18 protein-coding genes are annotated in these 23,862 nt (G+C 71.9%); 5 read left to right on the forward strand and 13 right to left on the reverse strand.

The genetic code is table 11. The features are described from left to right. Positions 1 to 53 precede the first annotated feature (53 nt). Positions 54 to 566 carry a transcriptional regulator NrdR gene (nrdR, locus tag OG897_RS20165; protein WP_266658594.1) on the reverse strand — a complete coding sequence of 171 codons (513 nt, stop codon included), beginning with the start codon at positions 564 to 566 and terminating at the stop codon, positions 54 to 56. A gap of 578 nt (positions 567 to 1,144) precedes the next feature. Between nrdR and lexA the strand changes: the two genes are divergently transcribed. After that, a complete protein-coding gene (gene lexA / locus OG897_RS20170; protein ID WP_266658595.1) occupies positions 1,145 to 1,930 on the forward strand; it encodes a transcriptional repressor LexA in 786 nt (261 codons plus the stop codon). 110 nt (positions 1,931 to 2,040) lie between these two features. On the opposite strand, the gene OG897_RS20175 is transcribed toward lexA, so the two are convergent. The 5 genes from OG897_RS20175 to OG897_RS20195 form a co-directional block, all read right to left on the reverse strand. Continuing rightward, a complete protein-coding gene (locus OG897_RS20175) occupies positions 2,041 to 4,023 on the reverse strand; it encodes an ATP-dependent DNA helicase (protein WP_266658596.1) in 1,983 nt (660 codons plus the stop codon). Positions 4,024 to 4,097: 74 nt separating this feature from the next. Further along, complete coding sequence (locus OG897_RS20180; RefSeq protein WP_266660343.1) at positions 4,098 to 5,894, reverse strand: IucA/IucC family siderophore biosynthesis protein; 1,797 nt, start codon at positions 5,892 to 5,894, stop codon at positions 4,098 to 4,100. Between the two features lie 223 nt (positions 5,895 to 6,117). Then, a complete protein-coding gene (locus OG897_RS20185; protein WP_266660345.1) occupies positions 6,118 to 6,843 on the reverse strand; it encodes a GNAT family N-acetyltransferase in 726 nt (241 codons plus the stop codon). A 136-nt stretch (positions 6,844 to 6,979) separates the two neighbouring features. After that, complete coding sequence (locus tag OG897_RS20190; RefSeq protein WP_266660347.1) at positions 6,980 to 8,887, reverse strand: IucA/IucC family siderophore biosynthesis protein; 1,908 nt, start codon at positions 8,885 to 8,887, stop codon at positions 6,980 to 6,982. Between the two features lie 237 nt (positions 8,888 to 9,124). Beyond that, positions 9,125 to 10,879, reverse strand: coding sequence for a diaminobutyrate--2-oxoglutarate transaminase family protein (locus OG897_RS20195; protein ID WP_266658597.1), 1,755 nt, complete (start codon positions 10,877 to 10,879; stop codon positions 9,125 to 9,127). 156 nt (positions 10,880 to 11,035) lie between these two features. Here OG897_RS20195 and OG897_RS20200 point away from each other — a divergent pair, with 156 nt between their 5' ends. Both OG897_RS20200 and OG897_RS20205 read left to right on the forward strand, forming a co-directional pair. Beyond that, positions 11,036 to 12,259, forward strand: coding sequence for a serine protease (locus OG897_RS20200; RefSeq protein ID WP_266658598.1), 1,224 nt, complete (start codon positions 11,036 to 11,038; stop codon positions 12,257 to 12,259). 148 nt (positions 12,260 to 12,407) lie between these two features. Continuing rightward, the gene (locus OG897_RS20205) at positions 12,408 to 13,592 is read left to right on the forward strand and encodes a serine protease (protein WP_266658599.1); all 1,185 of its coding nucleotides are present in this window, start codon (positions 12,408 to 12,410) and stop codon (positions 13,590 to 13,592) included. Positions 13,593 to 13,773: 181 nt separating this feature from the next. On the opposite strand, the gene hflX is transcribed toward OG897_RS20205, so the two are convergent. The 6 genes from hflX to miaA form a co-directional block, all read right to left on the reverse strand. After that, positions 13,774 to 15,252, reverse strand: coding sequence for a GTPase HflX (gene hflX / locus OG897_RS20210; protein ID WP_266658600.1), 1,479 nt, complete (start codon positions 15,250 to 15,252; stop codon positions 13,774 to 13,776). 284 nt (positions 15,253 to 15,536) lie between these two features. Beyond that, a complete protein-coding gene (locus OG897_RS20215) occupies positions 15,537 to 17,015 on the reverse strand; it encodes a M1 family metallopeptidase (RefSeq protein ID WP_266658601.1) in 1,479 nt (492 codons plus the stop codon). A gap of 152 nt (positions 17,016 to 17,167) precedes the next feature. Further along, positions 17,168 to 19,372, reverse strand: a complete 2,205-nt coding sequence (locus tag OG897_RS20220; RefSeq protein ID WP_266658602.1) for a bifunctional (p)ppGpp synthetase/guanosine-3',5'-bis(diphosphate) 3'-pyrophosphohydrolase — start codon at positions 19,370 to 19,372, stop codon at positions 17,168 to 17,170. Between the two features lie 162 nt (positions 19,373 to 19,534). After that, positions 19,535 to 20,431 carry a diaminopimelate epimerase gene (gene dapF, locus OG897_RS20225; RefSeq protein ID WP_266658603.1) on the reverse strand — a complete coding sequence of 299 codons (897 nt, stop codon included), beginning with the start codon at positions 20,429 to 20,431 and terminating at the stop codon, positions 19,535 to 19,537. Between the two features lie 182 nt (positions 20,432 to 20,613). Beyond that, positions 20,614 to 21,111 carry a hypothetical protein gene (locus OG897_RS20230; protein ID WP_266660349.1) on the reverse strand — a complete coding sequence of 166 codons (498 nt, stop codon included), beginning with the start codon at positions 21,109 to 21,111 and terminating at the stop codon, positions 20,614 to 20,616. A gap of 107 nt (positions 21,112 to 21,218) precedes the next feature. Further along, positions 21,219 to 22,157, reverse strand: coding sequence for a tRNA (adenosine(37)-N6)-dimethylallyltransferase MiaA (miaA, locus tag OG897_RS20235; protein ID WP_266658604.1), 939 nt, complete (start codon positions 22,155 to 22,157; stop codon positions 21,219 to 21,221). Between the two features lie 182 nt (positions 22,158 to 22,339). Here miaA and OG897_RS20240 point away from each other — a divergent pair, with 182 nt between their 5' ends. After that, complete coding sequence (locus OG897_RS20240) at positions 22,340 to 22,654, forward strand: hypothetical protein (RefSeq protein WP_266658605.1); 315 nt, start codon at positions 22,340 to 22,342, stop codon at positions 22,652 to 22,654. Positions 22,655 to 22,731: 77 nt separating this feature from the next. Next, on the forward strand, positions 22,732 to 22,980 hold the full coding sequence (locus tag OG897_RS20245) for an antitoxin (RefSeq protein WP_266658606.1): 249 nt from the start codon (positions 22,732 to 22,734) through the stop codon (positions 22,978 to 22,980). A 134-nt stretch (positions 22,981 to 23,114) separates the two neighbouring features. On the opposite strand, the gene OG897_RS20250 is transcribed toward OG897_RS20245, so the two are convergent. Continuing rightward, positions 23,115 to 23,861 carry a class III extradiol dioxygenase subunit B-like domain-containing protein gene (locus OG897_RS20250; protein ID WP_266658607.1) on the reverse strand — a complete coding sequence of 249 codons (747 nt, stop codon included), beginning with the start codon at positions 23,859 to 23,861 and terminating at the stop codon, positions 23,115 to 23,117. Between the last annotated feature and the right edge of the window lies 1 nt (position 23,862).

Raw genomic sequence — 23,862 nt, forward strand, 5'->3', positions numbered from 1 at the left:
CGGTGTGTCACCGAGGGGTGCCGCTGTGCGCGGCGACCGGCAGGAGGACCGAACTAGTCGGTGGCCGCGGCGGGCACGGGGACCGAGGGATTCCCGCCGGGCCCGTCCTCCTTGGTGGGAGGCCGTCCGTCACGGAGTTCCGTGATGGCGGCCTCGAAGTCTTCGAGCGAGTCGAACGCCCGGTACACGGACGCGAACCGCAGGTACGCGACGACGTCGAGCTCCTGGAGCGGACCGAGGATGGCCAGACCCACGTCGTGCGTGGTCAGCTCGGCACTGCCGGTGGCACGCACCGCCTCTTCGACCCGCTGGCCCAGCTTGGCGAGGGCGTCCTCGGTGACCGGGCGGCCCTGGCACGCCTTGCGCACGCCGGAGATGACCTTCGTACGACTGAAGGGCTCGGTCACCCCGCTGCGCTTGATCACCATCAGCGAGGCCGTCTCCACCGTCGTGAAACGGCGGGAGCAGTCGGGGCACTGACGGCGCCTGCGGATCGACGTCCCGTCGTCCGTGGTGCGGCTGTCGACCACTCGGCTGTCGGGGTGCCTGCAGAAGGGGCAGTGCATGGTTCCAAGCCTCCTTCGCGGCACGTCTGAAGAGCTTCGGCAGGTCGCGGAACGGACCCTCGAAGCAGCTCCCAGCATAGTCGATCCCCCGGCCTCGATGGACCACAGACCACAACTTGTGGGCAGCTGGAGCGATCCAACCACTAGATCTGGGGTTTCGGCGACTCTTCACCCCTACGCGCGTGTCGCACCGCAAAACGGCGGGAAAGCCGCGGGGAGGAGCGCCGGAGGGGGCGTGGCATCGACCGCCCACGAGGGTACGGGACGCGCGGGGCCGAGCGGGATTCCGCTCCCTCGGACGGCGCATCACGAGGAGGGCGACGCCTCACGGCGGGATGTTCGACCGGGCGGCATCCGAGGAAGAAGGCTACCGTAATGAGCCGAATTGCCGTTCGGGCCTCCGACCGAGGATCTTCGGCCCTTCGGCCGTTGATCACCGCGGAACCCTCGTTCCATACACCCATCCGTACGAATAGGGCAGTCATTCTGCGGTTTTTCACTCGAACGTGTGTTTGGCGCAACCTTTCGAAAGCTACTACCGTTGTCCGGTCAGGGAGACCATTCGAGAGGGGCCGACCATGACCACCACCGCGGACAGCGCAACGATCGCCGCCCAGGACCGCTCCCAGGGCCGACTTGAGCCGGTGCATGCCATGAATGACGCGACCACGAACTCCGAGGGCGCCAAGCCCGCCCGTTCACTGCCCGGCCGACCTCCGGGCATCAGGGCGGACAGCTCCGGGCTCACCGACCGGCAGCGACGGGTCATCGAGGTGATCCGGGACTCCGTGCAGCGTCGGGGATACCCGCCGTCGATGCGCGAGATCGGGCAGGCGGTCGGGCTCTCCAGCACGTCCTCCGTAGCCCACCAGCTGATGGCTCTCGAACGGAAGGGCTTCCTCCGCCGCGACCCGCACCGCCCCCGGGCGTACGAGGTGCGCGGCTCCGACCAGCCCAGCAACCAGCCCACCGACACGGCGGGCAAGCCCGCGGCGTCGTACGTCCCCCTGGTCGGCCGGATCGCGGCCGGTGGCCCGATCCTCGCCGAGGAGTCGGTCGAGGACGTCTTCCCGCTCCCCCGCCAGCTGGTGGGCGACGGCGAGCTGTTCGTCCTGAAGGTCGTCGGCGACTCGATGGTCGAGGCGGCCATCTGTGACGGCGACTGGGTGACCGTCCGCCGCCAGCCGGTCGCGGAGAACGGCGACATCGTGGCCGCGATGCTGGACGGCGAGGCCACCGTGAAGCGCTTCAAGCGTGAGGACAACCACATCTGGCTGCTCCCGCACAACGCCGCGTACCAGCCGATCCCCGGCGACGACGCGACCATCCTCGGCAAGGTCGTCGCAGTACTGCGACGTGTCTGACGCCCGCTGGGGTGATGTGCGAGGGCCCCGGGACCACTGAGGTGGTGGCCGGGGCCCTCGCACATCACCAGCAGGCAGGGCGGGCTCCTGGCCCGTCGCCCTCTGGCCCCCTACTTGCCCTCCGCCTTCGCCGCCGCGTCGATCGCCGCCAGCGAGCGGCGCACCTGATTGCGGTCCACGGTGTTCCAGAAGTTGGGCATCGACGCCTTGAGGTAGCTGCCGTAGCGGGCGGTGGCGAGACGCTGGTCCAGCACGGCCACGACACCCTTGTCGTCCATGGCCCGTACGAGACGGCCCGCGCCCTGCGCCATCAACAGCGCCGCGTGGGTCGCGGCCACCGCCATGAAGCCGTTGCCGCCGTTCTCCTCGACCGCCTTCTGGCGGGCGCTCATCAGCGGGTCGTCGGGGCGCGGGAACGGGATCTTGTCCATCACCACGAGCTGGCAGCTCGGTCCGGGAACGTCCACGCCCTGCCACAGCGACAGCGTGCCGAACAGGCACGTCTGCGGGTCGGCCGCGAAGCCCTTGATCAGCTCGCCGAGGGTGTCCTCGCCCTGGAGCAGGATCGGCACGTCGAGCCGCTCGCGCAGTGCTTCCGCCGCCGTCTGGGCGGCCTTCATCGAGGAAAAGAGCCCCAGGGTGCGACCGCCCGCGGCCCCGATGAGCTCGGCCAGTTCGTCGAGCATGTCCTCGCGTCCTGACTCCCGGGTGGGGCGGGCCAGGTGCTTGGCGACGTACAGAATCCCCTGCCTGGGGTAGTCGAAGGGCGAGCCGACATCGAGGCCCTTCCACTCGGGCAGGTCCTCGCCGTGCTGGCCCTCGGGGGCGAGGCCGAGCGAGGCGCCGACGCCGTTGAAGTCGCCGCCCAGCTTGAGGGTGGCGGAGGTGAGGATCACGGAGCGCTCGGTGAAGAGCTTCTCGCGCAGCAGCCCGGAGACGGAGAGCGGTGCGACGCGCAGCGAGGCGGTGCCGTAGCGGTCGTTGCGCTCGAACCAGACGACGTCGTACTCGGAACCGTTCGCGATGCGCTCCGCGACGCCGTGGATGTTCTCGACCATGGCGAGGGCCTGCTTGCGGACGGCGTCCTCGTCGGTGACGGCCCGGTCCTTGGTGGAACCGAGCGCCGAGATCACCGTGCGGGCGGCGTCCCGCAGGGCCATCAGCGCGTACCCGAGGTCCTCGGGGATCTCCTCCAGCCGCCCCGGCAGGGACAGCTCCATCACCTTCTCGAAGCTGTCGGACGCCGTCAGGAGGGCGTCGGCCGCCTTCTCGTTGACGATCTTCGAGGCACGCTTGACGGCCCGGGTGACCTGGGAGGGGGTGAGTTCGCCGGTGGCGACGCCGGTCACCCGGGAGACCAGTTCGTGCGCCTCGTCGACGATCAGCACCTCGTGCTGCGGCAGGACCGGAGCGCCCTCGATGGCGTCGATGGCGAGCAGGGCGTGGTTGGTGACGACGACGTCGGCCAGCTTGGAGCGCTCGCGCGCGGCCTCGGCGAAGCACTCCGCTCCGTACGCGCACTTGCTGGCGCCCAGGCATTCCCGGGAGGAGACGGAGACCTGGCCCCATGCCTTGTCGGAGACGCCGGGGGTGAGGTCGTCGCGGTCGCCCGTCTCGGTCTCGTCGGCCCAGTCGCGCATCCGCAGCAGGTCCTTGCCGAGCTTGCTGCTGGGGCCGCTGGCCTCGTAGCTCTCGATCGGGTTGAAGAGGCCGTCCTCCTCGTCCTGCGGGGCGCCCTCGTGCAGGCGGTGCAGGCAGAGGTAGTTCGACCGGCCCTTGAGCATGGCGTACTGCGGGGTGCGGCGCAGCAGCGGCTTCAGCGCCTCCACCGTGCGCGGCAGGTCCCGCTCCACGAGCTGGCGCTGGAGGGCCAGCGTCGCCGTGGCGACCACGACGCGCTCGCCGTGGGCGAGGGCCGGCACCAGATAGCCGAGGGACTTTCCGGTGCCGGTGCCCGCCTGGACGAGCAGGTGGGAGGTGTCGTCGATCGCGTCGGCGACGGCCTGGGCCATGGTGACCTGGCCAGGCCGTTCCACACCGCCGACGGAGGCGACGGCGGCGTGGAGGAGCTCGGGGAGTGAGGGCTTCGTCATAGCCCGACCACCCTACGACGCACCACTGACAACGGTGGTCACGGCCGGAGTCCCGACCGCCCCCGAAGACGGCGTCACGGCCGGTGCAGCGGGTTGGGCACGGTGCCGTGCACGGTGGCGTGCGGGCGGTGCGGGCGGTCGCGGTAGCCGTCGGTGTGGAGCCGGTTGCGGTTGAGGCAGAGGCGGTCCAGCCGGGGCGTGAGCAGGTCGAACATCTGGAAGCGGGCCTTCAGTTCGGGGAAGCGTGCGTGGTAGCGGAGGATTTCGGCCCGTACGAGTGACCAGAACTCCGCTTCGGGGACGTCGAGTTGGTCCTCGCACAGGGGGGCGAGGTAGCGGAAGACGCCGATGAAGAGGCCCGACTGGATGAACTGCGGCAGGAACGAAGCCGGTTCGGTGAGCAGCGTGGCGCGCACGTCGTCCTGCATGGAGTCGTGTTCGGGCAGCGGCTCGGCGCTGACGTTGACGTCGTCGACGAAGTCCTTGATCGCGAGGCGGGCCGGGACGTCGTTCCCGTCGTAGACGACGATGGCGTTCTCGCCGTGCGGGGAGAACACCGTGCCGTAGCGGTAGAGGAAGTGCAGCAGGGGCGGCAGGGTCGCCCCGAAGAGGTGGCGCAGCCAGCTGCCGGGGGTGAGCCCTGAGCGGTCGACGAGTTCCGCGACGAACGCCCGCCCCCCGGGGTCGGTGTGCAGCAGCGCGGCCAGGGTGCGCGCCCGCTCGCCGCCGTCGAGACGGCCTTCGAGGGGCTCGCGCCAGATCGCGCCGAGGAGCTCCTTGTACTGGTACGGGGCTTCCGGCAGGTGGTCGTAGACGGGGTGCTCGACGGCCACCGAGGCGACCTCGCCGAGCAGGACGACCCTGCACTCCTCTTTGAGGTACGCGTCCGCGTCGTACAGGCCCTGCATCCAGGCGGTGACGGCGGGCGCGGCGATGGTGCGCTCGGTGGGCAGGCCGCGCCAGACGAGGGTGTTGAGGATGGACAGCGGCAGCTTGACGGTGTGCCGCTCGGGGCGGCTCACGTTGAGGAACGTGCGGATGGACTGCTGCGGCAGTCTGAGGTCGCCGTCGGCGGGCAGCGGGACGATCTCGCCGCGCGCGACCGCCGGCGCGAAGAGCGGCAGGATCGCCTCGTCCCACTGCCAGGGGTGCACGGGCAGCCAGAGGTACCCGGCCGGGTCCAGCCCCCTGTCGCGCAGTGCGGCCTCGAAGGACGCGCGCGTGGCGGCGTCGAGCTCCTGGGCATACAGCTGCTCGGGGTCGGCGAGCGAGGGGACGCCCTGGTAGCGGGCGAGGGCGGTGCTGACGGCGATCCACGGGAGCCTGACCGGGGTGCGGCCCTCGGGTGCCCAGGCGGACGTGTCCTCGGCGGAGAAGCCGACGCGGCCCTTGTTGAGGACGAGCCAGGGGTGGCCGGTCTGGTGGCCCTCCAGCTCCGCGTAGGAGAGGTCGGCGAGGCGGGCGGCGCTGACGGCCGTGTGGTCGAGGCGGGCGTCGGCGGCGAGGGTGGCGGTCAGCTCCCGGACGAGGTGGCCGAGGGTGGTGCCGTCGAGGCCGAGGAGGCGGCGGGCGAGGACCATGAAGCGGACCGGGTCGCGGAAGGGGCGGCGCTCGGGGTGGTCGTGGTCCTGGATCTCGATGGAGTCCTGGTCGACCCGCCAGCTGCCGTAGGAGCCGCGGCGGGCGCGGAAGGACAGTAATGCGCCGTTGTCGAGGCGGAGGGTGTGGGGTGCGGCCCGGTCGGGGGAGGTCGCGTCGGCCGGAACCGGCTCGATGATCTCCTCGTACGCGAATTCGGCGAGCGTCTTGGCGAGCAGGCGGCCGGCCGCGTGCTCCCAGAGGGCGGAGGTCAGCTCCGGCGGGGCGAACAGGACCGGCGCCGCGCGGTCCGGTGCTCCCCTGCCGGGACGCGGCGCGGACTGAGCCGGAATCGGGACGGACTGGGGGCCGGGCTGGGGGACGGACTGGGGGCCGGACGGCGGGACGGGAGAAGGGACGGGTGGAGGCTTCGACACGGTGACTCCTCGGGGTGGGACCGATGGAACGAGCAGTGCGGGAAAGTGCCGGGGCGCCGGGAGGCGGAGCGGGTCGGAGTTACAGCTGATGCCGGTGGGCTCGGTCGCGGATCATGAGTGCGGCGCGTTTGCCGGGGAGGTCGACTTCGGCGGTGAGGCGGAAACCCGCACCGAGGAAGGCCGCGACGGACGGGGTGTTGCGGAGGTCGGGTTCGGCGACGACCCGGGAGCAGGCCGGCCGGTGGTCCAGTACGAGGTCGGCGACGGCTCGCAGGAGCAGAGTGCCCAGGCCGCGTCCTCGGTCGGCGACGGGGCCCAGGAGGAGATGCACGCCCGTGTCGTGCGGGCGGGCCGGGTAGTGGCGGGCCAGCGGGTCGAGGTCGGCCCGGTAGATCTCCCAGTAGCTCATCGGGACGCCGTCGAGGACGCCGAGGCAGGGGACGCTGCGTCCGTCGCCTTCGAGTTGGGGGCGCAGGTGGGCCGCGGTGACCTCCTCGGGCCCTGCCAGCTCCCAGAAGGCGGCGACTGCGGGATCGTTCATCCACCGGGTGAGGAGCGGCAGGTCCGCCGCCGGGTCCACGAAGCGGAGCCGGAACTTGCCCTCGGGGGTGGCCGCCGCCGACCAGCCCGCGACGGAGTCCAGGAGGTCGCCCTGCGGCCGGGTCTCCTCCTCGGCGGCGTCGGCGGTCTCCGGCGTTCTGAACCGTGCGACGAACTCGTCGGGCAGCCGGAGCTCCAGGGTCTCCTCGTTGCTCGGCCTTGCGGAGGAGCCCGGGTCGGCTCCGGTGTCGGTGCTCGCAGGAATGGTGTGCACGGCGGCGCTCTCCTCTCAGCGGGCCGATGGGGTGGCGGGCCCGCGGCTGGACTCGGGGTGCGAAGCGGGGGAACTTTTGTGTGGTGGCGGGGCGTTGAGTCGGCAAGGGCCGCAAGGGCCTGGCGGGTCAGGGGCGGAGGGGGTTGGCGATGGTGACGTAGACGGACTGGGTGTCGACCGGGCCCACGAGCTCGTCCAGGCCGTGCAGCCGGGTGAGCAGGTTGGCCTTGCAGCGGAGGGTCGGCCTCTCCAGGAGCTGGGCGGGCAGCGCGGAGCCGAGGCCGGTGGACTTGCCGAGGAACTGGCGCAGGGCGGCGATCAGGACCCGCTCGTCGGCGAGACGCTGGGCGCCGAACGCGCCGATCAGACCGAGGATGTTGTTGATGCCGAGGTAGTAGGCGAAGCGTTCGTCCGTGACGGCGTCGCTGACGAAGGTGTCGCTGTGTTCGCCGATGCCGGGCAGGCGTGCTTCGAGGGTGTCGCGGTGGGACTCGCGGAAGTAGTAGCCCTGGTTGTCGCGGTAGCGGCCGCCGACGGGCCAGCCGTCGCGGTCGAGCAGGGCCAGGGTGTTCTGCTGGTGGGCCTCCAGGGCGACGCCCGCCGTGCCGTCGAGCCAGAGCACGGGGCGTACGACCTGGTCGAGGTAGCGCAGGAACCACTCGGCGGAGACGGCTCCCACGGGCTTTCCGGTACGGGAAGCGAGCCGCGCCACGCAGTCCGCGAGGCGGGAGTGCATGCCGGTCCGTCCCGGCCAGGGGCGGGGCGCGGTCAGGCCCGCGATGCAGACGGCGTCGTCGGCGGGCCCGAAGGGATTGTGCCGGACCATGACGTCGAGGCCGGGAACGGGTTCGCCATCCGGGGAGTCGACGGCGAGCCAGGCCGGGTCGCGGACGATGTCGAAGCCGGGGTGTGCGGCGTGCCACTGCTCGGCGAGTCCGCCGCGCAGCAGGCGGTGCACCTCGACGCCCCGGTGGAGTTCCTTGCGGAGGTTCTCGCGGCGGGAGTTGGTGATGCGCAGGCCGAGGGAGAGCTTGAGCATCGTCGCGGCCCCTGGCCTGTGCACCGTACGCACGGAGGAGGTCGGGTACCACGCGTCGCCGGACGGGCCGAGGTCGTGCAGCTGCCCTTCGGCGAGGAGCGCGGCGACGGCCGGGCGCAGTGCCAGTTCGCGGGCCTGCCAGGGGTGGAGCGGAAGCGGCACGGTCCCTTCCGGTACGCGCAGGTCTCCGGCCAGCCGCATGGCGAGCTGCTCGGCCTTGAGGGTGCGCCCGCGTTCCGTCCAGGCGGAGTCCTGGGCGAGTACGGAACGGTCGACGGCCATCCAGTGCAGAGGGAACGAACCCCTCAACTCGGGTGAGTAGCGGCGCGCTTCGGCTTCGGAGAGCCCTTCCCTGCTCTTGGGTGTGGGGTGCGTCGGGTGCCCGAGGAGCAGGGACTGTTCGGCGGCGAGGAAGAGGTCGACAGACCCCTCGGCCCCTCCCTCGCTCCCGCCCTCCGGGCCGGGGGCGCGGCGGCGGTCGGCGAGGAAGTCGGCGGTCCTGCGCACGGAGTCGGCGACCCGGCCGACCAGGTCGGCTCCTTCCGGCCGATGGGCTCCGGCGGTGCCGCAGGCAGCCCCTCCTCCCGACACAGGGCCCGGCACCGGATCCGACACGGAGCCGGGTACCGAGCCCGCCGCCGCATCCGGCACCGCGTCCGGTGCCGACTCCCTGCCGAAGAGGGCCGCGAGGGTGACCGCGTCGGCCGTCGGAGCGTGCGCGGGGCCACAGGCCAGCACCGGCATCCCGAAGCGGTGCCATCCCGCGACGGACCAGTAGCGGACGGGCACCAGGAGGGAGGTGCCGGTCTTCGGAAGCGGGATGCGCAGGGTGCTCCCCTGCGGGCGGGGCAGACCGGTCTCGCGCACCCAGCAGCGCAGGAGGTTCTCGACGGCCGCCGCGTCCGCCGCCGTCTGCGGGTCGGGGTGGTCGAGGAGGTCGGGCCGCGCACCCTGGGCGGGCTGCGGACGGTGCGGCGCGTTGTGTGCCTTGGACATCTGCCGGGGGACGGTCACCGGTTCGGCCGGGAGATCCGCCACGGGTGCGGGCGCGGGGGCGTCCACGGATGCGGCGGAGACGGCCGCCACGCGTTCGGTGTCCTGGCCTGCGTCGGCGTCGGCGCCGACGGCCTCTACTGCGGTGTCCTCATACGTGTCGGGTGCGGGTGTGGGGTTCACGGAGGGCTTCCTTGGGAGGTTGTTCCGGTGCCAGCCTCTGTCGGCTGCCAGCCGGTGTCAGCACGATGTGCCGGTCGGTTCCTGGCGGTACTGCTCCGGGCGGTACTGCCCCTGACGGGGCGGCTGGGTGCGGTACGGCGAGCGCTCGGCGGCCGCGAGGGCGTCGGCGAACCGGTCCAGTACCGCTACGGCCTGTTCGTCGGTGAGGGTGAGCGGCGGCAGCAGCCGTACGACCGCCGAGTGGCGGCCGCCGACCTCGACGATGAGCCCGCGCCGCAGACACTCCTGCTGAACGGCGGCGGCCAGCGCGGGTGCCGCAGGCGCGGGACCGGACTCCGCGACCCCGTCACTCCAGTCCTGGGAATTGCCGTCCTCGGAACTCCGGTCCACGGACGTGTCGCTTTGATCCGCGCGATCCCCACCGAGGCCCTCCCCCACCGCCCGCTCGGGATCCACCAGCTCGACGCCGATCATCAGGCCACGGCCCCGGACGTCCCCGATGACCGGGTGCTCGGCGGCCAGTTGGCGCAGCTGCGCGAGCATGCGCGCGCCGAGCGTCCCCGCGCGCTCCGCGAGCCCGTTCTCCCGTACGTACCGCATGGTGGCGGCACCGGCGGCCATGGCGAGCTGGTTCCCGCGGAAGGTGCCCGCGTGCGCGCCGGGTTCCCAGGCGTCGAGTTCGGCCCGGTAGACGATGACGGCGAGCGGCAGGCTGCCGCCGATCGCCTTGGACATGACCATGACGTCGGGCACGATCCCGCTGTGCTCGACCGCCCAGAACGCGCCGGTCCTGCCGACCCCGGTCTGTACCTCGTCCACGATCAACGGGATCCGGCGGGCCGAGGTGATCTCCCGCATCCGCCGCAGCCAGCCGTCCGGTGCCGGGATCACTCCGCCCTCGCCCTGTACGGGTTCGAGGATCATCCCTGCGGGCCTCGGCACTCCGCCCTTGGGGTCGTCCAGCAGGCTCTGCGTCCAGTGCGCGGCGAGCGCCGCCGCCCGCTCGCCGCCGACCCCGAAGGGACAGCGGTAGTCGTACGGATAGGGCAGCCGCGTCACCCGTACGTCCTGCGCCCCGCCCGACGCGTCCAGCGCCCCGGCGGTCATGCCGTGGTAGGCACCGGTGAAGGACAGCAGCCCGCTGCGGCCGGTGGCGGTGCGCACCAGCTTCAGCGCGGCCTCGACCGCGTCGGTGCCGGCCGGTCCGCAGAACTGCACCCTCGCGTCGGCGGCGAGTCCCGGCGGCAGTGTCGCGAAGAGCTCGGTGGTGAAGGCGTCCTTGACGGGGGTGGCCAGGTCCAGGACGTGCAGCGGGGCGCCCGAGTCGATGACCTTCTTGATCGCTTCGAGCACCACCGGGTGGTTGTGCCCGAGGGCGAGCGTCCCGGCCCCGGAGAGACAGTCCAGGTAGCGCCGCCCGTCCGCCCCCTCGATCGTCAGCCCTCGCGCGCGTACGGGAACGATCGGGAGCGAGCGCGCGTACGTCCGGGCGGCGGACTCGCGCAGCGACTGCCGGCGCAGGATGCCCTCGTGGGCGACCGTCGGCCGGTCGGCGGCGGGCGGAGCGCCGGTCGGCGGGGCGGCGCCCGGCTGGGCAACGAGTGCCGATGCCGGAGCAGGTTCGGTCACGGCCACGACTGCTGGTCCTCCCCCAGGTGTGCCATTGGTACGGGTTTGCGCGCATTGCCCCGCAGGGTTGAACGCCCACCAGATATCCCTCGTACGTACCAACGACAGTGACCCCGAGGGATCACGGGCAATCAGAAGATCCTTCCGGCGCGGAACCGCAGCCCTGCCGTTGGCCGTCCCCATCGGCACCGGCATAGTGGTGGCCGGTCTCCGGCGCTCCCGGGGCCGCAGGACACACCCCACCGGTGCCGCCCGTTCCACCCGTTCTGCCTGTTCCACCCGTTTCCACCCGCCGCACCGCCTCGCCCGTCACGTTCGAAGTCCCAGGGGGATCAAGACATGCGACCCATACGCCCGACCCGCACCGTTCGTCAGGGGAAGAGCGCCCGTCGCAGAAGTGCGCCCTCGATGTCCGTCGCCGGTCTCGTCGCCGCGCTCGCGCTGACCGTCACCGCCTGCGGCCCCACCGAGGACGGCGCCGCCGGTACGCCGACCACGGGGACCACCGGCTCGGCGGCCACCACCGGGGGTTCGGGCGACGACAAGATCACGATTCCGGACGATCTCAAGGACCGGCTCAAGGAGCACGGGATCGACCTGGACAAGTGGAAGAACGGCGCGTGGAAGAACTGGAACAAGGACGACTGGCTGCGCGAGGCCGAGGACTTCGTCAACCCGATCATCGCGGACCTGTGGAACCCGGACCGCATGAAGGACGCCGACAAGCAGCCGCAGAAGCCCGTCGACAATGACATCTCGGGCGACAAGGGCATCACCGACCCGATCCCCGCCCGCCTCCCGGCGAAGGCCGCCAAGGCTCCGTACCACTCCGCCGCTCCCGAGTCCGGGCGGCTGCTGTTCGACGGCCCGGAGGGGTCGATGTCCTGTTCCGCGACGGTCGTCAAGGACCCGGCGCACCCGGGCAAGTCCAACCTGGTGTGGACGGCGGGCCACTGCGTGCACGCGGGCGCGAAGGGCGGCTGGTACCGCAACGTCGCCTTCGTGCCGTCGTACAACGACCGGGCCGGGGCGGTCTCCAAGGAGACGACCCGTGAGCAGATCGCACCGTACGGCGTGTGGTGGGCCAAGAACGCCTACACCTCCGCCCAGTGGATCACTCAGGGCGGACCGACCGGCGGCGAGGGCGCCCCGTACGACTTCGCGGTGCTGAACGTCACCTCGGAGAAGGGTGCGGGCAAGTCGCTGGAGGAGACGGTCGGTTCCGCGCTCCCGGTCGAGTTCAACGCACCCGCCGTGCCGAAGATCGCGAGCATGGAGGCGACCGGCTACCCGGCCGCGCCGCCCTTCGACGGCGAGCGCATGTACCAGTGCCAGGACAAACCGGGCCGCCTCGCGATCAAGCCCGCGCAGCCCACGATGTACCGCATCGGATGCAGCATGACCGGTGGTTCGTCGGGCGGCGGCTGGGTCGCTCAGGGCCAGGACGGCAAGCCCGCGCTGGTGTCCAACACCTCGATCGGCCCGGTCACGGCGGGCTGGCTGGCCGGTCCGCGGCTCGGCCCCGAGGCCAAGACCATCTACGACAAGGCCGGTTCGCGCTAGCGAGAAGCCGTGAGGGCGCACCCCGCGGGGTGCGCCCTCCTTCGCGGGACCCGGAAGACCCGTCTGCTACCTTCCCGCACGTCAGTTCCGCACATGACACGCTCATGACACATCTGAACATCCGGTACATCCAGGGGGAAACATTTCCATGCGATCCATACGTCCACTACTGGCCGTCACCGGCCTCGCCGCGGCACTCGCGCTGACGGCGACGGCCTGCGGCCCCACCGAGGACAAGGCGTCCGGGGGCGGCGACAAGGCGTCCGCACCGGCCGCCTCGACTCCCGCAGGGGATTCCGACATCGCTCTTCCGAAGGACCTCGCCGACAAGCTCAAGGAGCACGGCGTCGACCCCGAGAAGTGGAAGAGCGGCGAGTGGAAGAACTGGGACAAGGACAAGTGGCTGCGCGAGGCGAAGGACTTCGTCAACCCGGTCATCGAGGGCCTGTGGAAGCCTGAGCGGATGCGGAGCGCCAAGGACCCCGCGAAGACGACGACCGCCAGTGACCTCTCCTCCGGCCAGGGCGTCTCGGACCCCGCGCCGCGTCCGGTACAGGCGGCGCGCGAGAAGACCCCGTACACCCGGCACGGCGCCCCGGTCGGGAAGCTCTTCTTCGACTCCCCCAAGGGCCACATGGTCTGCTCGGGCACCGTGGTCAAGGACGTGAACAACCCCGGCAGGTCCAACCTCGTCTGGACGGCCGGGCACTGCGTGCACGCGGGCGGTGCGGGCGGCTGGTACCGCAACATCATCTTCGTTCCCGCGTACAACAACAACGCCAAGTCGCCCGCCGCGCTCCAGGCGGCCCCGCCGCAGGAGGAAGCTCCCTACGGCGCCTACTGGGCGGACTGGGTGGCGACCTCCGGCGAATGGATCCGGGGCGGCGGCCCGACCGGCGGCAACGGTGCTCCGTACGACTACGCGGTCCTGCACGTGAAGCCGCAGAACGGCGGCAAGTCTCTGGAGGAGACCGTCGGCACCGCGATGCCGATCGACTTCAACGCGCCCGACACCCGGCGGATCAGCGCGATGGGCGCCTGGGGCTACCCGGCGGGCCCGCCCTACGACGGCTACGTCATGCACAAGTGCGTCGACCGGCCGAACCGGCTGTCCCTCAGCCCGACCACGCCCACCATGCACCGCATCGGCTGCACCATGACCGGCGGTTCCTCGGGCGGCGGCTGGTTCATGAACCGGCAGGGCGGCGGCCTGAGCCTGGTCTCGAACACCTCGATCGGCCCCGTCACGCACGGCTGGCTGGCCGGCCCGCGACTCGGCAAGGGCGCCGAGCAGCTCTACACGATGATGAGCAAGAGGTACGGCAAGAGCTGATCTCCTCCGGTACGCGCAAGGCCGGTGGCCCGCACCCTCGTCAGGAGGGTGCGGGCCACCGGCCTTCGCGCACGGTACGAGCCGAACGCGTGCGGTACGGCCGTGCTGGCGCGGTGGCCCTACGCATTCGAGCCGTACGGCGCACGCCGTACCAGCCCGAGCCGCACGGCGCACGCGTGCGTCAGTGCGCGGTCGGGATGAACGTGGCGAACTCCGCCGCCAGTTCCTCGTGCACCCGCGCCTTGAGCAGCGTGCCCTCCTCGGTGTGCTCCTCGGAGATCACCTCGCCCTCGGCGTGCGCCCGCGAGACCAGCGCGCCCTGGATGTACGGCACGAGCACCTCGATCTCGACCGAGGGGCGCGGCAGTTCGCGGTCGATGAGCTCCAGGAGTTCCTCGATGCCCTGACCCGAACGGGCCGAGACCGCGATGGCGTTCCTCTCGATGCGCAGCAGCCGCTGGAGGACGACCGGGTCGGCCGCGTCCGCCTTGTTGATCACGACGATCTCCGGCACGTCGAGCGCGCCGACGTCACGGATCACCTCGCGCACGGCGGCCAGCTGCTCCTCCGGCGCCGGGTGCGAGCCGTCCACCACGTGCAGGATGAGGTCGGAGTCGCCGACCTCCTCCATGGTGGAGCGGAACGCCTCGACGATGTGGTGCGGCAGGTGCCGGACGAATCCGACGGTGTCCGCCAGCGTGTAGAGCCGCCCGCTGGGCGTCTCGGCACGGCGCACGGTCGGGTCGAGGGTGGCGAACAGGGAGTTCTCCACCAGCACGCCCGCACCCGTGAGGCGGTTGAGCAGCGAGGACTTGCCCGCGTTGGTGTACCCGGCGATGGCGACCGAGGGCACCTTGTTGCGCCTGCGCTCCTGGCGCTTGAGCTCGCGGCCGGTCTTCATCTCCGCGATCTCCCGGCGCATCTTCGCCATCTTCTCGCGGATCCGGCGCCGGTCCGTCTCGATCTTGGTCTCACCGGGACCACGGGTGGCCATGCCGCCACCGCCGCCGCCACCCATCTGACGGGAGAGCGACTGACCCCAGCCGCGCAGTCGCGGCAGCATGTACTGCATCTGCGCGAGGGCGACCTGCGCCTTGCCCTCTCGGGACTTGGCGTGCTGGGCGAAGATGTCGAGGATCAGGGCGGTCCGGTCGACCACCTTGACCTTGACGACGTCTTCGAGGTGGATGAGCTGGCCTGGGCTGAGCTCACCGTCGCAGACGACGGTGTCGGCGCCGGTCTCCAGGACGATGTCGCGGAGCTCCATGGCCTTGCCCGAGCCGATGTACGTCGCCGGGTCCGGCTTGTCGCGCCGCTGGACGACACCGTCGAGCACCAGGGCTCCGGCGGTCTCAGCGAGCGCCGCCAGCTCCGCGAGGGAGTTGTCCGCGTCCTGCGCGGTCCCCGAGGTCCACACACCGACCAGCACGACGCGCTCCAGGCGCAGCTGCCGGTACTCGACTTCGGTGACGTCCTCAAGCTCGGTGGAGAGGCCGGCCACACGACGCAGTGCGGCGCGCTCGGAGCGGTCGAACTGGTCGCCGTCCCGCTCTCCGTCGATCTCGTGGCTCCAGGCGACGTCCTCTTCCATCAGGGCATCGGCCCGCAGGCTGTCTGTGATGTTGTCGTTCTTGGAAGGGGAAGAAGTGGAGGGGGTCATTGGGTCCTAACGTCGTCGTGTCGATGTGTGGAGGAGCCGCAGACCTCCCCTCCGTGGGGAGACCCGAAGGCCCCGTCGACAGTCACAACGCGTGACGGTCCCGGATGATTCCCGAAGGACCCCGGTGATTCCCCCGGAGATCTCCGGAGAATTTCCCGCCCGACCGTGCCGCCGACCCGTCGATGGTCGCACGGCACGGCCCGGGCGTCACACGGGTTTAGCGCCCGCTTCGCGGTCTCCCCGCATCCGGTCGCCGCCCGCTTCCCCCGTCTCCCCAGCCGTCCTCAGCGGTGACTCTCCGGCCCCTGCGCGGCGGCGCTCTTCCACTCCGGGTGCCCCGGCATGGGGGGCGTCTTCTGGCCGTACAGCCACTTCTCGAAGAATCCGGCGAGGTCACGTCCGGCGACGTCCGACGAGAGCTTCACGAAGTCGGCGGTGGTGGCCACCGCGTCCCTGTGCTCGCTCACCCAGCGTCGTTCCACGGTGTCGAAGGCCCTCTCGCCGATCTCCTGGCGCAGTGCGTACAGGACCAGTGCGCTGCCCTCGTAGACGACCGGCCGGAAGATGCTGATCTTCTGGCCGGGCTGGGAGGGCTTCGGCGCGGCCGGGGGGCCGCCCGCCCGCCGCCAGCCGTCGGAGTTGCCGTACGCCGCCTTCATGCGCTCCTCAAGAGGGCGGTCCTTCTGCGCGTACAGCGCCTCGTACCAGCTGGCGTGCCCCTCGTTGAGCCACAGGTCGGACCAGGAGCGCGGGGAGACGCTGTTGCCGAACCAGTGGTGCGCCAGCTCGTGCACCATGATCGATTCGACGTACCACTCCGGGTATCCGGTGCCTGCGAACAGGGACCGCTCGAACAGGGACAGCGTCTGCGTCTCCAGCTCGAAGCCGGTGTTGGCCTCCGCGATCAGCACCCCGTACGTCTCGAAGGGGTAGCGCCCGACGCGCTCCTCCATCCACGCCAGGTGCGCCGGAGTCTTCTTGAGCCACGGCTCCAGTCTCTTCGCGTCGGCGGCCGGAACCACGTCCCGCACCGGCAGTCCGTGCGGCCCCGTCCGGTGCAGGACGGCGGACTTCCCGATGGAGACCTGGGCGAGCTCGGTGGCCATGGGGTGACGGGTGGTGTACGTCCAGGACAGGGCGTCCTTGCCGCCCTTGACGCCCTTCACCGCGCGGGGCGTCGCGGAGGGCAGTCCGTTGGCGACGACCGTCTGCTCCTTGGGCGCGGTCACCCGGAAGGTGAAGTACGCCTTGTCGGAGGGGTGGTCGTTGCAGGGGAACACGCGGTGCGCCGCGTCGGCCTGGTTGGCCATGGCGAGTCCGTCGCCGGTGCGCACCCAGCCGCCGTCGGAGGCGTCGCCGACGGGGTTGCTGGTGTGCTTGACCGTGATGACCGTGCGGCTTCCGCTGCTGAGGGCCGAGGCGGGAGTGATCACCAGGTCCTCGCCGGACGTGGCGAACGTCGCGCGTGCGCCGTTCACCTCGACGGACTGCACGGTGCCGTGCGCGAAGTCGAGGTTGAGGTGCTCCAGCGTCTCGGTCGTGCGCGCCTTGATCCTGGTCACGGCGTTCAGCGGCTTGCCGTTGTCGCCGTCGTAGGTGAGGCCGATGTCGTACGAGAGGACGTCGTACCCGGGGTTGCCCAGGTGCGGGAAGAGGGTGTCGCCGATCCCCAGGGGGACGGGCGCGGGCAGGACGGCGCCGACGAGGAAGGCGGACGCGGCGGCCAGCAGAGCGGCACGCAGGCGCCGGGAGGTGAGCAGCATGAACCACCGCTATCAGCGCCCGAGCGCAACGGCGGGGACGGCACGCTCCGCACCACTCGAACGGGGTCGGACTGCCCCGCGCGGGTGACCCGGACGGTGCGCGAGTGACCCCGACCTGCGCGGGTGACCCCGACGGTGCGCGCGAGCGCCGGTCAGGCCGTCGCCGGGTGCTGGGCGCGGCTGACGTCGTACACGCCCGCGACCTCCCGCATGGCCCGCATCAGCGCCGGGAGCCCGGCGGCGTCGGTGAGCTGGAGGGTGTACGTGTGCCGCACGCGCTGTTCGGTCGGGGGCTCCACCGTCGCCGAGACCACTTCGGCTCCCGCGGTGGCGATCGCCTCGGTGAGGTCGGCCAGCAGGTGCGGTCGGCCGAAGGACTCGGCGACGAGGGTCACCCTCAGGTCCGCGGTGCCCTGCTGCCAGCGCACCCCGACCGGTTCCCGGCCGAGCGCCCGCATCCGGTCCACGGCGGCGCACGCCTCGCGGTGCACGGTGACGACGCCGCCCCGGACGACGAAGCCGAGCACCTTGTCCGGCGGTACGGGCGTACAGCACCCGGCCAGTCGGACGCTCGCGTCCGGAAGGTCCGCCACCGCGTTCTCCACGACGGGCCGCGAGACGTCCTCAGCGGGCCGTGAAGCGCCTTCTGGCGCCACGGGGGGCGCGGGTGAGGCCCCGGCCGCCCTGGCGGTCTCCGCGCCCGCCCGCACCCCCTGGGGCGGCCCCGCGTCGTGCTCGGTGTCCGGGTCGGCGAGCCAGCCCGCGATGGCGATGCGGGCGGCGGGCGTACGCGCGTGCTCCAGCCAGTCGGGCGAGGGGCCCGAGGCCGCGTCGTGCGCGAGCAGCAGCTGCACGCTGTCGCCGTCGCGCAGCACCGTACTGAGGGTGGCCAGACGGCCGTTGACGCGAGCACCGATGCAGGCGTGCGCGGCTTCCCCGTACTGGGCGTACGCGGCGTCCACGCAGCTCGCTCCCGCGGGGAGCCCGAGCGTGCCCCCGTCGGAGCGGAAGACGGTGATCTCCCGGTCCTGCGCGAGGTCGGCCCGCAGGGACGTCCAGAAGGCGTCCGGGTCGGGCGTGGACTCCTGCCACTCCAGCAGCCGGGACAGCCAGCCGGGCCGGGTCGGATCGACGCGCTCGCCGTCCGGGGCGGGCTCGCTGCTGTCGGGCTGCGCGTAGGGATTGCCGAGGGCGACGACGCCCGCCTCGGCGACCTTGTGCATCTGGTGCGTACGGATGAGGATCTCGGCGACCGCCCCGTCGCCGCCCGCGACGGCGGTGTGCAGCGACTGGTACAGGTTGAACTTGGGCGAGGCGATGAAGTCCTTGAACTCGGAGATCACCGGGGTGAAACAGGTGTGCAGTTCACCGAGTACGGCGTAACAGTCGGCGTCCTCGCCGACCAGGACGAGCAGCCGTCCGAAATCCGTGCCGCGCAGTTCGCCGCGTTTGCGGGAGACCCGGTGCACGGAGACGAAGTGCCGGGGCCTCACGACGACTTCCGCGGTGATGCCCGCCTCTTTGAGGACCCCGCGCACGCTCTCGGCGATGGGCGCGAGCGGGTCGCCCTGCACGGCGTTGCCGTCGATGAGCGCCCGGGTGCCGGCGTAGTCGTCGGGCTGGAGGATCGCGAAGACGAGGTCTTCGAGTTCGGTCTTGAGCGCCTGCACGCCGAGCCGTTCGGCGAGCGGGATGAGGACGTCCTGGGTGACCTTGGCGATGCGGACCTGTTTCTCGGGGCGCATCACGCCGAGGGTGCGCATGTTGTGCAGCCGGTCGGCGAGCTTGATCGACATCACGCGTACGTCGTTGCCGGTGGCGACGAGCATCTTGCGGAAGGTCTCGGGCTCGGCGGCGGCCCCGTAGTCGACCTTCTCCAGCTTGGTGACGCCGTCGACGAGGAAGCAGACCTCGTTGCCGAACTGCTCCCGCACCTGGTCGAGGGTCACGTCGGTGTCCTCGACGGTGTCGTGGAGGAGGGACGCGGTCAGGGTGGTGGTCTCGGCGCCCAGTTCGGCCAGGATCAGGGTGACGGCCAGCGGGTGCGTGATGTACGGCTCGCCGCTCTTGCGCATCTGGCCGCGGTGTGAGGACTCCGCGAGGACGTAGGCCCTGCTGAGGATGGTGAGGTCGGCGTCCGGATGGTGGGCGCGATGGGCCTCGGCCACATGGGCGATCGCGTCCGGGGTCCGGCCGCGCGTGGCAGGACCGAGCAGTGCGGCCCGGCCGAGCCGCCGCAGGTCGATCCTGGGACGGCCGCGCCTGCGGCCCTGCGTCGTCCTGGGGAGTGCCGCCGGCTGGGTCAGCGGGCGGAACTCCGGGGACACACCGTTGGGGTTGGTGGCCTCTGCACTCATGGGCACCTCCGGCAGCCTCGACCGGCGGTGGGCGGGTGGTGACTCCCCCTGCCTTCGTCGGGAGTGTCCCGTCCGGGCCGGTGCTTGATGCTACCGAGCCCATCACGCGGTGTTGACCGGGTCCCGCCCGGCGTGAACCGGATCACCCATTCGAGCGAAGGTCTATGCGGGGGCGTTTTGGGCCTCTTCGAGCCAGGACGGGTCGATCTGTCCCTCTGCGACGATCACGGCGGGGCCGGTCATCTCGATGGCGCCGTCCGGCCGCTCGGTGATCACGAGGCGTCCGCCGAGCACGTCCACGGTGTACGTCACGGGCGCGCCGGTGACGGCCGGGTCCGCCCCGTCGCGGCGGGCGGCGGCCACCGCGACGGCGCACGCGCCCGTACCGCAGGAGCGGGTCTCGGCGGCGCCGCGCTCGTGCACGCGCATCGCGACGTGGCGCGGGCCCCGGTCGACGACGAACTCGACGTTCACACCCTGCGGGTAGGCGCTCGCGGGGCTGAACGGCGGCGGGTCGTACAGGTTCCCGGCGTGTGCGAGGTCCTCGACGAAGGCGACCGCGTGCGGGTTGCCCATGTTGACGTTGGTGGCGGGCCACTCTCGGCCGTCCACGGCGACGGTGACGTCGCCCCCGGGGAGGGCCGCGCGGCCCATGGAGACGGTGACGTCGCCGTTCTTGTCGAGGTGGACGTGCTTGACGCCGCCCCGGGTCGCGACAGCGAGGTCGCCCCCGTCGGTCAGCCCGGCGTGCTGGAGGTAGCGGGCGAAGACGCGCACGCCGTTGCCGCACATCTCGGCGACCGAGCCGTCCGCGTTGCGGTAGTCCATGAACCACTCGGCCTCGGCGGCCATCGCGCGTGCCTCGGGGTGCGCGGCGGAGCGCACGACGTGCAGCAGGCCGTCGCCGCCGATTCCGGCCCGGCGGTCGCACAGCCTGGCGACGACGGTCGGCGGCAGCACGAGGGCGTTCTCCGGGTCGGGAACGAGCACGAAGTCGTTCTCGGTTCCGTGGCCCTTGAGGAAGGTGAGCGGTGCGGGGGCGGCGGGTGCGGTGGTCACGCGGTCCATCGTAAGGGCCGGGTCCGACAACCGGTCTTCGACCGCCGGGCCTGCGGGTACGGGCCTTGCTCCACACGCCCGACACGGGCCGGGCGGGCGCCGCCGGGACGGGCCGACGTACGCACGCCGACGAGTTAAGGACCGCACGCGCCGTACGCGCTCCGAGAGATCGAACGGCCGGGTCAGCGGAGTCGGGCCACGCGCCAGATCGCCAGCGCGACCAGGGCCACGCACACCGCCGCGTAGAGGGCCGCGACGCGCCAGTCAGCGCGCCCGCCCGCCCCCTTGGCGGGCAGTCCCGGCCAGGTGTAGCCGACGCGGCGGGCGGCCATCATGCCCCAGCCCGCGGCGCAGCAGCTGATCAGCAGTCCGAGCATCGCGACGACCGCGCCTCCGTCGCCGATCTCGAAGGCGAGCGGGAAGGCGAACATCAGCGACCCGACGGCCGCGAGGCCGACGATGGGGGCGAGCTGCCAGATCCGCAGGCGCCGCTGGGGGCGCAGTTCGACCTCGACCTCGGCCTCGGGGGCGGGCAGCCCGGGAACCTCGGGCAGCTCCGGCGCATCGGCGTGCTCCCCGTGCCCGGGGTGCTCGCCCGGCAGTCGGGACTGGTCTTCGGGCCCGTCAGGACTCAACCGCTCCGGTTCTTCCTGTGCTCTGTCGCGAGGGCCGGCCTCCATCGCCACGCGCCCTCCCCACTCGGACTCCAACGGTCGCTCGAAGCTCGATGATGGCACGCGCACGGGCGCCCCCATGACGGGCGGAGCGTCCCGATGCCATCACGTGATCAGGCTGTGACCGCTCGTTCGAGCAACGCCAGCGCCTGGTGCGGGAGTTCCGCACGGTGCTCGGCCGCGCCGCTCAGCCAGTGGACCCGGGGGTCCCTGCGGAACCAGGAGTCCTGGCGGCGCGCGAACCGCTTGGTGGCCCGGACCGTCTCGGCCCGCGCCTCGTCGTCCGTGCACTCCCCCGCGAGGGCGGCCAGCACCTGCTGGTACCCCAGGGCCCGCGAGGCGGTGACGCCCTCGCGCAGCCCTTGCCCCTCCTGGGCGCGCACCTCCTCCACGAGCCCCGCCTCCCACATGCGGTCCACGCGCGTGGCGATGCGTTCGTCGAGTTCGGGGCGGGCCACGTCGACGCCGATCTGCACGGTGTCGTACACGGACTCGTGACCGGGCAGGTTGGCGGTGAAGGGGCGTCCGGTGATCTCGATCACTTCGAGGGCGCGGACGATGCGGCGCCCGTTGCTGGGGAGGATCGCGCGGGCCGCGGCCGGGTCGGCCGCGGCGAGCCGCAGGTGCAGTGCGCCGGGGCCCTGCTCGGCCAGTTCGGCCTCCAGTCGGGCGCGTACCTCCGGGTCGGTGCCGGGGAACTCCATGACGTCGATGGCGCCCTTGACGTACAGCCCGGAGCCGCCGACGAGGACGGGCGTGCGGCCTTCGGCGAGCAGCCGGTCGATCTCCTTGCGGGCGAGCCGCTGGTACTCGGCGACGTTCGCCGTGACGGTGACGTCCCAGATGTCCAGGAGGTGATGCGGGACGCCGCCGCGCTCGTCGGGCGTCAGCTTCGCGGTGCCGATGTCCATCCCCCGGTAGAGCTGCATGGAGTCGGCGTTGACGACTTCGCCGCCGAGATGCTGGGCCAGGGCGACGCCCAGATCGGACTTTCCGGCCGCGGTGGGACCGACGACGGCGATGACCCGCGGTGCGGGGGCTGCTGTTCTCACCGCCCCAGTCTCGCAAACACGCGGACATGTCCCCGAACGAGCGACGTGACGGCACGCGCCCGGGGTCGTTGCCTGTTGCGAGGTTCCGCACGCCGGTTTACGCACCGGCGTCTCCGGGCGGCGCAATGGGACGCACCGGAAGGCGCGGTATTTCGCCCACACGAGTACGTTATGGAGTAGTTATGGGCGTTTTTGCAATGTTCCGCCGCAAGTCCAAGGACACCGCCGAGGCGTCAACCGAGGAGGAGCAGACCGGCACTCCGACGGCCGACTCCCCCGAGGTCACCGCTGCCGCGGGGAATCCCGCCGACGTGAAGGCCGGGTCCGAGGCCCCGGAAGGGGCGTCGGCCGAGGTCACCGATGACGCCACGAAGGCCGTGCCGGAAGCCGCGGACGCGGTGGCCGACGCGCCCGACGCGGAGGGGCTGGAGATCCCCAAGCAGCAGTCCGCGGACGAAGCAGCGGACAATGAGGTCGGCGAAAGCGCCCGAAAGTAGTCCGGAACCGTTCCGGAGCTACAGCTACGAACCGGTTCCGGACCGGACCGATACGTCCCCACGAGGGAAGGTGCCCCATGGGCTTCCTGGACAATTTGAAGGCCAAGCTGGCTCCGGCCAAGGAGAAGGCCGCGGACCTCGCGCAGCAGCACGGGGGCAAGATCGAGCAGGGCCTCGACAAGGCCGCTCAGGCGGTCGACTCCAAGACCAAGGGCAAGTACAGCAACCAGATCCAGTCAGGTACGGGCAAGGCCAAGGGCGCCCTGGACCGCCTCTCCACCAAGGACGACGGCGGCACTCCGCCGCCTCCGCCGCCGGCTTCCTGACACGTCGGCGCGCCTACGGGAACGGCCGCGGAACCATTTCGGTTCCGCGGCCGTTCCCGTAGTACGAAACGCACCTTGGCAACTCCAGAAGGCAGCAGTGGGGCGGCACCCGGCTGCCGCCCGCCGGTGGTCGACTAGGACCAGCAGGCGACGAAGTAGCCCACGCCGTACGGCGCGTCCTCGTACAGCAGCTGCCCGCCCAGGTCCGTCCCCTCCGCGGCACCGGCGAGTACCTGCCAGGGGGCGCGGCCGGACGCCTTCAGGGCGTACGCCAGGTCCTCGTCCAGGGCGAGCAGGGCGTCGGTGTCGGCGGTGCCCAGCGCGCGGGCGGCACCGGCGTCGAAGCCTTCGGCGCGCTCGTCGAGGTAGCCGGGGGCCTTCAGGGTGCGGCAGGCGCTGCCGTCGCCCATCACCAGGAGCGCGACCCGGTCCGCCCGCCGGGCCATCTCCCGGCCCGCCTCGGCGCAGCGGGCCGCTTCCAGGGTGTCCCCGACGCCCAGCCCCGCGACGGGGATGTCGGCCCATTCCGTACGGCCGAGCAGCCAGGCCCCCACCGCGAGCGAGTCCGGGAGGGCTCCCGCGGCGGATCCCGTGGTCGCGTCGGGGGCGTCGTCACCGGCACTGTGTGCGTCCTCGCCGAGACGCACCTCCAGGTCGACCCCGAAGCCCCCGAAGCTCCCCCTGGCGCCCTGCGGGTGCGGCCCGCGCCGGTCCGGCCCGGCGGGGCCGACCACGACCAGCAGGTCGGGCCGGGACGCGGCGAGCACTCCCAGGGCGTCCGCGCAGGCGTCCCGGGCGGCGTCGAGTTCCGGCGCGGCACCGGCTGCGACCTCGGGGACGAGCAGCGGCGGACAGGGGCATACGGCGGCGGCTACGAGCATG

This window comes from Streptomyces sp. NBC_00237, from assembly GCF_026342435.1.
GTDB lineage: Bacteria > Actinomycetota > Actinomycetes > Streptomycetales > Streptomycetaceae > Streptomyces.